The following is an 8,909-nucleotide window of genomic DNA, read 5'->3' on the forward strand; positions in this document are numbered from 1 at the left end:
ATTGCCGGGGCCCGGCAAGCATGCAAGACTCCTGCGCCCAAGCCTCTGCAGCAGAGGCTTGGCGACTATTTGCCCGCCGCCCGCCGCGGATGAGTACCAGGCCAGCCCCCCATGACCCACCTTCCCCTGATCGACCTCTACCCCATCAGCGACAGCCCTCCGGATGAGCGGGAACGGCTGTATCACGAGGCCGCGCTGAAGAACAACTGGCCAACCCGGCCCTTGCGCGTGCAACAGACCGTGCGTAACGCCAGGGACTTTGTGCTGCATACCCTGGGCCACTACGGCGGTTCGGGCGTGGTCAACGAATTCCGCCGCCAACTCCATGTGCACCCCCAGCTCAGGCACGCCAAGGCGGCCATGCCCTACTTCAAGGATTCCGCACCGCTCAAGGAGTATCAAAGGGCATCTGGCAAGTTCACTGCGGACACCTTGAATACCGAGGTCAGGCACTTCGGACGGTTTATCGCCCCCGGCCAGGTGCTGTTCCACGGTGGTTCCTGCCGCCCGAGCGAGGTAGCAACCTTCGTCACCAACAAACCGCTCTCGACCTCTTTGTGCCCGCAGATTGCCGCCTGGCATGCGTACAACGACCTGCTCCCGGCCCCCAACCCCGCCCCGGCGATCTGGATCCTCAGCGCGCCCTACGGCAACCGCAAGGCCGTGGTCTATCGCAAAGGCGGCGCCGGCATGGAACATGAACAGGAAGTGCTGATCGAAGCAGGCTCCACCATCAGCCCCACGCGTTGCTTCAACGTGCGCACCGCCAGCGCCAATGTCCTGGTGATCGAAGCCAGCCTGAGTTGAAACGGGTGCCTACGGCACCTCGGGCTGGCCGATCGCCGCGCTCAGGGCCAGGGCCAGTTCCGCCACCGAGTAGGGCTTTTGCAGGAACACGAATTCCCGGGTCTGGCCCTGGGCCAGGGCTGGGCTGTAGCCGCTGGTGAGGATGACCGGCAACCGCGGGTAGTCGCAACGGATCCGGCTGGCCAGTTCGATACCGCTCATGCCCGGCATCACCACATCGGAAAACACCGCCTGGAATCGGGTCCGCTCCTCGCCCAGGCGGCGCAGAGCCTCCGCCGCGCTGGTGGCCCATTCGGTCTGGTAGCCCAGCTCGTTCAGGGACTGGGCCAGCAGCACGCCGACTTCGGGATTGTCCTCCACCACCAGCAGGGTCATGCCCTGGCCGTCGATCATGGGCACCACCGCCTGGGTTGGCGTCGGCAAGCCGGCCAGGGCCTCCGCGCGCGGCAGGTACAGGGTAAAGCACGTGCCCTGCCCCGGCTGGCTGTGCACCGCCAGGCCGCCGCCCGATTGCTGGGCGAAACCGAACACCTGGGACAAGCCCAGGCCGGTGCCCTTGCCCACCTCCTTGGTGGTGAAGAAGGGTTCGAAGATCCGTTCGATCTGCTGGGGGTCGATGCCGGCGCCGGTATCAGTCAGGGATACCGCGACAAAGTCCCCGGCCTGGGCACCCTGGCTGGCACTGGGGGGAATCTGCGCCACCCGCTCCACAGCCACCACCAGCAAGCCTTCGCCCTGCATGGCGTCCCGGGCATTGACCGCCATATTGATCAGCGCCGTGTCGAACTGGCCGGCATCGGCGTGGATGTAGCAAGGCTGCTGCGGCAACTCGATACGCAGTTCGATGCAGGCGCCGATCAGTGGATTGATCATCTGCGCCAGCAACTGCACGCTGGCGCCGACGTCGAAGGTCTCCGGGCGCAGGTTCTGCTGGCGGGCATACGCCAGGAGCTGGCCGGTGAGCTTGCTGGCGCGGTCGACGGTGTCGGAAATCGCCTTGATGTACAGCTGCCGGCGCTCTTCGCTGAGGTTGCGGCGCAACAGGTCGGTGGAAGAACGGATCACCGTCAGCAGGTTGTTGAAGTCGTGGGCCACGCCACCGGTCAGTTGCCCCACCGCCTCCATCTTCTGCGCCTGGCGCAGGATGTCCTCGGTCTTGCGCAGCGCCTGGGCGGCCTCGCGCTCGGCCTGCATGTCACGGCCCACGGCGTGAATGTGGTGCGGGTCCGGCACGGCGCTCCAGGCCATCCAGCGATAGGAACCGTCGCGGTGGCGAAAGCGATTCTCGAAGCGCGAAAAGCTCTCGCCCCGGGACAGATCGGCCGCCGCCCCCGCTGCGGCCAGGCTGTCCTGGGGGTGGATGAAATCGTAGAAACTGCTGCCTTCCAGTTCCTCGCGCTGCCAGCCCAGGAGCTGGGTCCAGGCCGGGTTGACGGCGACGATGCGGCCATTGAAGTCCGCCACCAGCATCAGGTCCGTGGACAGCTGCCAGATCCGGTCGCGCTCCTGGGTACGCTCCTGGACCCGCTGCTCCAGAGACTCATTGAGCCGCCGCAGTTCCTCCTGCGCCTCGCGGGTGGCGCTGATGTCCCGGGAAATGCAGAGGATCTTCTCCGGCTGGCCGGCCGCGTCGAGCATCGGCGTAACCTGCACATCCCACCATTTGGTGCGCCCCTGGAGGGTATCGGCGGCGCCCTGGAACCGCGCCGAGCAACCCAGGCGCGCGGCAGCAATGGCATCCCGGGCCTCCTGGTGGCCCTGGCCCTGCCAGAAGTCCGGCCAGGGGCAACCCCGCACCGCATTGAAATCACTGACCTCCATGACCCGCAGGCCACCTTCGCTCATGAACGACAGCTGGCCATCGAGGTCCAGCACCTTGATGCAGTCGTTGCTGGCGGCCAGCACCCGGGTATTGAGCTCGCGGGTTTCGCGCAGGTGCGCCTCGGTCTGCCGGGCGTGCCGGGCCAGCAGCACGCGATCGGTGGTCTCCACGGTGTGGCACAGCACTCCGAGCACCTGTTCGTCGTCCTCGTCATACACCGGGCTCATGGAGAACGACCACCAGGTCAGCTCTTCGCCAGGGTAGCGCTGCATGTTCACCGGCAGGTCTTCGTGGCGGCAGGAGTAACCGAGAAACGCCTGCTCCACCATCGGCTGGACATCCGGCCAGGCATCGGCCCAGAGGGTCTGGATGGTCTGCCCCAGGGCATTGGCCAGGCGCGGGCCGAGGACCGGGCGGTAGGCATCGTTGAAGAAGAACTGCATCTGCGGCCCCCACAGCAGGTACAGGCTCTCCGGGGACTCGAGCATCTGGCTCAAGGTACTGCGCAGCAGGCCGGGCCAGCCTTCACGAGGGCCCACCGCGGTCTGCGACCAGTCGAAGCGACGGATTGCAGCGCCGATCTCGCCGCCGCGGGAGGTCTTGGGCGCTGCACCACGAGGTGGGGAAGTAGTCATGAACACATCACAGAAAAGGAAAAAGGCAACACTGCCATCCAATGGCCAGCGCAGGATAACTGACCCCGTGGATCCGCAGAAGTTGGCAAGCGGCAACGCTGATTCGACAACGGCGGCCAAAGTGCCCGGCGAATGCCTTTAAACCCGCGCCGGCCTGGGGCATTCTGCACCGGCATTGCCACCTGCCCGCCGAGAACCGCGCGATGAATACCACCACCTTGCTGCTCTACACCTCCAGCTGTTTTATCGGTGCCCTGATTCCCGGGCCGACCTCACTCCTGGCCATGGCCAACGGCACCTCGCGCAATCGCCAACTGGTGGCGGTAGGCATGGCCGGTGCGGCGCTTTCGGATGTGCTGATCATCGCTGCCGTGGGCCTCGGGCTGGGGGCCATGCTGATGGCCTCGCAGCAGTTGTTCATGGCCTTGAAATGGCTCGGGGTGTGCTACCTGGCCTGGCTCGGCATCCAGCTCTGGCGCAGTGCGCCCCAGGCCCTCGGAGCCCAGCAGGTGCAGGCCGGGTCACGGCGCGTCGAGGTGTTCCGGCGCAGCTTCTCGGTGGCCATGACCAACCCCAAGGTGCTGCTGTTCTTCACCGCGTTCCTGCCGCAGTTCGTCGACCCCGCCCAGCCGGTCCTCATCCAGTACGCCACTCTGGCGCTGGTCACTGCGGTGGTGGAGGTGCTGGTGATGGGGCTGTACGCCGCGGGTGGCGTGCAGGCGGCGAAGTTCCTGACCGCCAGCGGCATGCGCCGGCTCAATCAATGCTGCGGTGCGGCGATGCTGGCGCTGGCGGGGTTTCTGGCGCTGTATCGGCGCAGCTGAAACGCCGCGCCAGGTTTCAGAAGGCCAGCTTGTAACCGATGGAAAACAGCATGACCGCCAGGCACGGGCGCAGGATCTCGTCGGAAATGCGCCCGGTCATGTGGCTGCCGATCCAGATCCCGGGCAACGAGCCCATCAGCAGGAAACCCAGCAGGTGCCAGTCCATGTTGCCCATGCTGGCGTGGCCCAGGCCTGCCACCAGGGTCAGGGGCACGGCGTGGGCGATTTCAGTGCCCACCAGGCGCTTGGTGGCCAGGAACGGATAGAGGATGAACAGCGCCACGGTGCCCAGGGCACCGGCGCCGATGGAGGTCAAGGCGACCATGGTGCCCAGGATCACCCCGGTGACCACGGTCAGGCCATTGAGCCCGCCGGGGCTGGGCTGGTAGTCGCTGCCATGGCGCTGGGCGAAGGCCATGAGTTTCTTCTTGAAGACAATGGCCAGGGCCGTGAGCAGCAGGACGAACCCCAGCCCCTGCTTGATCACCGCGTTCAGGGCCTGGGGGTCGGTGTCGAGATTCTTCAGGAACCACAGGGTCAGCGCCACCGCCGGCACGCTGCCCAGGGTCAGCCAGCCGGTGATGCGCCAGTCGATGTTGCGGTTCTTCTGGTGCACCAGCACCCCACCGGATTTGGTGATGGCCGCGTACAGCAGGTCGGTGCCCACGGCCGTGGCCGGGTTGATGCCGAACCAGAGCAGGATCGGGGTCATCAGCGAACCGCCCCCCACACCCGTCATGCCTACGATGAAACCCACTACCAGGCCCGCGACTACAAAACCGAAGTTACCCACATCCATCAATAAAGCCCTACAAATCACGCGGCCAGGTCAAAAACTGGCGGCAGCATAGCGGCTAAAGCTTATGTCCATTTATATGAATAAAATCTAACGTTATAACCAGGCCCATTTTTCTCATGCACAAGGCGCATGGCAGCCCCTGCGCAATTGCAGCCGCCACATGCCACGGCGCCCCTGGCACGCGGCTAAAAAAACACTTGCCGACAGACGCCGAACGCTCTGCGCTGCACATCAGGGCCGCGGCATCCGGTATTCTGCCGGTCGCTTGCCGGGGCACCCGGCCTGGCACTCCCCCTGGCTCGTGCCTCACACCCGATTCCAAGGAAGGCCCATGACCTCTGCCGACACCTCGTACCAGATCGAGCACCAACGCATCCGCTTCAGGCGCCAGAGCCTGCAACAGGAAGCCCCCGAAACCGGCGCACCCGGCCGGGGCAACTGGGGGCTGGCACTGTCCGGTGGCGGCATTCGCAGTGCAACCTTCGGCCTTGGGGTGCTGCAGGCCATGGCCCGGGCTCCGGCCCCCGTCGAGGCGCAACCACAGCCTGCGGGCGCACGCGAACACAGCCTGCTGTCGCGCATCGACTACCTGTCCACGGTCAGCGGCGGTGGCTATATCGGCAGTTTCTTCAGCAGCCTGTTCCTCCCCGGGCGCCTGCAGCCGCAGGCTCCCCAGGACCCGGTGGCCCATGCCGCCCACAGCGCCTACCAGGCCCTGCGCTTCGAGCCGCCGGGGCGCATCAGCACCGGCGTCGACTACGCCACCCGGCCACCGGGCCAGGGCCCCGCGGCCTGGCTGCGGGAAAACGGCCGCTACCTGACCCCCACCGGCTCCGGCGACATGCTCTACGCCCTGGCCATGACCTGGCGCAACTGGCTGTCGCTGCAGGCCATGATCGGCCTGCCCATCGTGCTGCTGCTCAGCCTGCTGAGCCTGTTCCAGGTCCTGAGCCAGGCCAGCCTGCTGCTCTGGCCGCTGATGGCCGGTGTGCTGTTCGCCCTGCCCTGCGCCGTGGCGTACTGGCTGGTCATTCCCCAGGGCGACCTGGACCGGCCGCCGAGCATGGGCAACGCGGCGTACCGGATCATGCTCGGCATAGTCATCGGCCTGTGGCTCAGCGGCGCCCTGGCCTACTGGCTGGCCCAGTGGCAGGCAGTGGGCGCCCTGACCCTGGGCTGTGCCCTGGTGGGCAGCTGCGCCTTGCTGATCACCCGGCAACTGGTGCGGCGCCTGGCCGACAACCGCGACCCGGCCAAGGACAACGCCTGCGCCAACAGCGTGCGCAACTATCGGGTGCAGATCACCCGCGCCCTGGGCCGGGCGATGGCCGCGGTGGCGGTGCTGGGTTTTCTCGCCCTGCTGGTGACTGCGGCCCAGGCGCTGTACAGCTACCTGCACGACCTGAGGGCCCTGGGCAGCCTACTGTTGCTGGTGGGCCTGGTGTGGCTGGTACGGCGCCTGGCCCTGCTCAAGGATGAAAAACGCCTGCCGGGCTGGATGCACAAGCTGCCGCTGGACGTGCTCGCGCTGATTGCCGGCGGCCTGCTGCTGAGCCTGCTGTGCCTGTGCTGGGGCTTGCTGGTGCAGTGGATCGCCCACGACGGCGGGGTGGTGTCCGGCGACCACGCGGTGGCCTGGCGGCTGGCGGCGCTGAGCCTGCTGGCGGCCGTGCTGACCCACATCAGCGGGCGCTTCATCGGCTTCCTCAATACCTCATCGCTGCAGGCCTTCTACTCGGCGCGGCTGATCCGCGCCTACCTGGGCGCCTCCAATGGCCGACGCTTCAACGGCCCGGCCGCACAGCGCCGCACCTACATGAGCGTGGCCGAGCCCATGTCCAGCGACGACCTGTCGCTGCAGCAGTACTACGCCAGCCCCAGTGCCGGCCCGGTGCACTTGATCAACGTCACCATGAACCTGACCGTCGACCCGGCCGAACAACTGGTGCAGCGCGACCGCAAGGGCAAGCCGCTGTGCATCGCGCCGAACTGGGCACCCGACAGCCCGGCCCCCAGCGCCGAATGCCCGGCAGAACGCTACATTCTCGATGGCACGGCCTATCGTCGCGACCTCGACCATGGCCCGGCCTCGGAGATCATGAGCCCGCTGACCCTGGGTCAGTGGATCGGCGTCTCCGGCGCCGCCTTCAGCACCGGCCTGGGTCGCGCCACCAGCCTCGGCATGTCGCTGGTGCTGGGGCTGGCCAACGTGCGCCTGGGCATCTGGTGGCCCAGCCACTTCCTCGACCCCGGGCAACAGCACTGGGTGCCCCGGGACCTCAAGCCCTGGACCCGCTACGGCACCCAGGCCTACCTGTTCTATGAACTGACCGCGCGCTTTCACGGCTACCGCCGCGACTACCAGTACCTGTCAGACGGCGGGCACTTCGAAAACACCGGTACCTACGAACTGCTGCGCAAGGAGCGCAAGGTGGAATTGATCGTCACCTGCGACGCCGGCTGCGACCCCGACTACCAGTTCGACGACCTGGCCAACCTGGTGCGCCTGGCACGCATCGACCAGGCGCTGGAGATCCGCGAAGACCCGGGGGTTCTGAGCCATCCGCAGCTCAAGACGGTGTTTGCCAGCCTTGAGGAATTCCGCCAGCCACCGAGCGCCGAGAACCAGAAATGCGCCCTGCTGCTCAACGTCCATGCCCACTCCCCGGGCAGTGACGATGACCTGTGCCAGACGCCCCACTGCCGAATCCTGGTGCTCAAGCCCCGGCTGATCGCCGGACTGACGCCGGACGTGCTGAACTACGCCCGGACCAATCCGGGCTTTCCCAACCAGAGCACCGTGGATCAGTTTTTCGACGAGGCGCAATTCGAGAGTTACCGGCAACTGGGCCTGAGCATTGGCCAGGCAGTCTTCGGCACCCAGTGCCAGCCCAGCGAGATTGCCCAGGCGTTGTGGCGGTATCTGCAATAGCCCCGGCAGCGCCGGGGCCTGCCGGTCAAGGGGTCTTGTGCCGCTTCACCGCTTCCAGCCATTGCGCTTCAAGGCGTTCCTGGTGCGGGTCGATGCCATGCTCGGCCAGCAGCGCCAGATGCCGCTCCACCTCACCGTGCATCTGCCCGTGGGCGCTGGAGTTGGCGTCCAGCTGGTGCATCTGGATCAGCCCCAGGTGATAGAAGCGCAGCAGCTTGAGGGCCGCAGGATCACCCGCCGCCACCCCGGCGGTGACCTGGTGCATGACGTTGGTCACCCGCATCAAGCTGCGCTTGAGGCGCCAGCCATAGACCGCCGCCGCCATCCACGGCTTGCTCCAGAACACACTGCGCAACAACGCCGCGCTGATCAGCAGGCCGGTGAATACACCTGCCGCGTTCCACAGCAGGTTGTCCCCGCCGGGCTGGCCGAACAGCGCCACCGCCGCGCTGGAAAACAGCATGGCCAGGGCAATGAACACCAGCGCGATGATCAAGGTGCTGCGCCGGGTTTGCCGACGGTAAGTCTCAGGGTCCTGCGGGGTGATGACGAACATGGGCGCGACGGGCTCCAATGGCTGAACGTGAGTGGCTGGTGCGCATTATCACCGCTGGGGGCAGTGGCGGTGGCTTAAATTGCCGCAGGAAAAGCAGAAGCATGATCCGGGTCATGACTTTGGGGGCTGCCTCGGTGCTCCGCTATTCATGCTGCCGGATGCTGTGAGTCAGCTTGAGAAAGCGCGGGATGACTTCCTCCGGCGGCGGTGTGTGCTCGGCCAACCCGTCCTTGCCCTTCTGGAAGGTAATCATGTGCACCGCCAGCAAAGGCCGCGCCAGGCCACCGGTATGAGCCATGGCAAACCAGGCGCGTTCCCGTTCCCCGGAGTCGGGACGCGGGTCCAGGCGCCAGCCTTCCAGCAAGGTGGCCTTGTCGCCCAGGTAGAACTTCTGCAGTAACTTGGATTTGGTCCATTTTTTGGCGTCGTAGCCAGGGTATAGATCGGTGGTGTAGATGCCACTAGTGGGCTTGGCGTCGGGATGAGCACGGGAGGCATTGATCATGCTCATGATGACGTTGGGAGTGCGAGTGA

At 66.2% G+C, this 8,909-nt stretch carries 6 protein-coding genes and 1 pseudogene; 3 read left to right on the forward strand and 4 right to left on the reverse strand.

All coding sequences use genetic code 11. From position 1 onward, the window contains the following. Positions 1 to 111 precede the first annotated feature (111 nt). Entirely contained in the window at positions 112 to 807 is a 696-nt protein-coding gene (locus BLS75_RS30575; RefSeq protein WP_072452608.1) for a hypothetical protein, read from the forward strand. Between the two features lie 9 nt (positions 808 to 816). Here BLS75_RS30575 and BLS75_RS30580 read toward each other — a convergent pair whose 3' ends face one another. Next, positions 817 to 3,264, reverse strand: coding sequence for a PAS domain-containing protein (locus BLS75_RS30580; protein WP_072452606.1), 2,448 nt, complete (start codon positions 3,262 to 3,264; stop codon positions 817 to 819). 203 nt (positions 3,265 to 3,467) lie between these two features. On the opposite strand from BLS75_RS30580, the gene BLS75_RS30585 reads away from it, so the two are divergent. Next, positions 3,468 to 4,088 carry a LysE family translocator gene (locus BLS75_RS30585; protein ID WP_015636393.1) on the forward strand — a complete coding sequence of 207 codons (621 nt, stop codon included), beginning with the start codon at positions 3,468 to 3,470 and terminating at the stop codon, positions 4,086 to 4,088. Between the two features lie 16 nt (positions 4,089 to 4,104). Here the strand turns inward: BLS75_RS30585 and BLS75_RS30590 are convergent, their stop codons facing one another. Then, positions 4,105 to 4,887, reverse strand: coding sequence for a sulfite exporter TauE/SafE family protein (locus BLS75_RS30590; RefSeq protein ID WP_011062341.1), 783 nt, complete (start codon positions 4,885 to 4,887; stop codon positions 4,105 to 4,107). A gap of 331 nt (positions 4,888 to 5,218) precedes the next feature. Here BLS75_RS30590 and BLS75_RS30595 point away from each other — a divergent pair, with 331 nt between their 5' ends. Beyond that, positions 5,219 to 7,819, forward strand: coding sequence for a patatin-like phospholipase domain-containing protein (locus BLS75_RS30595; RefSeq protein ID WP_072452603.1), 2,601 nt, complete (start codon positions 5,219 to 5,221; stop codon positions 7,817 to 7,819). Between the two features lie 25 nt (positions 7,820 to 7,844). Here the strand turns inward: BLS75_RS30595 and BLS75_RS30600 are convergent, their stop codons facing one another. Then, entirely contained in the window at positions 7,845 to 8,375 is a 531-nt protein-coding gene (locus BLS75_RS30600) for a DUF3087 domain-containing protein (RefSeq protein WP_011062343.1), read from the reverse strand. Between the two features lie 142 nt (positions 8,376 to 8,517). Beyond that, positions 8,518 to 8,909, reverse strand: a pseudogene (locus tag BLS75_RS32470) (hypothetical protein); the annotation flags it as partial.

Origin of the sequence: Pseudomonas sp. NFPP12 (assembly GCF_900103205.1) — a bacterium.
GTDB classification, from domain to species: Bacteria; Pseudomonadota; Gammaproteobacteria; order Pseudomonadales; family Pseudomonadaceae; genus Aquipseudomonas; species Aquipseudomonas protegens.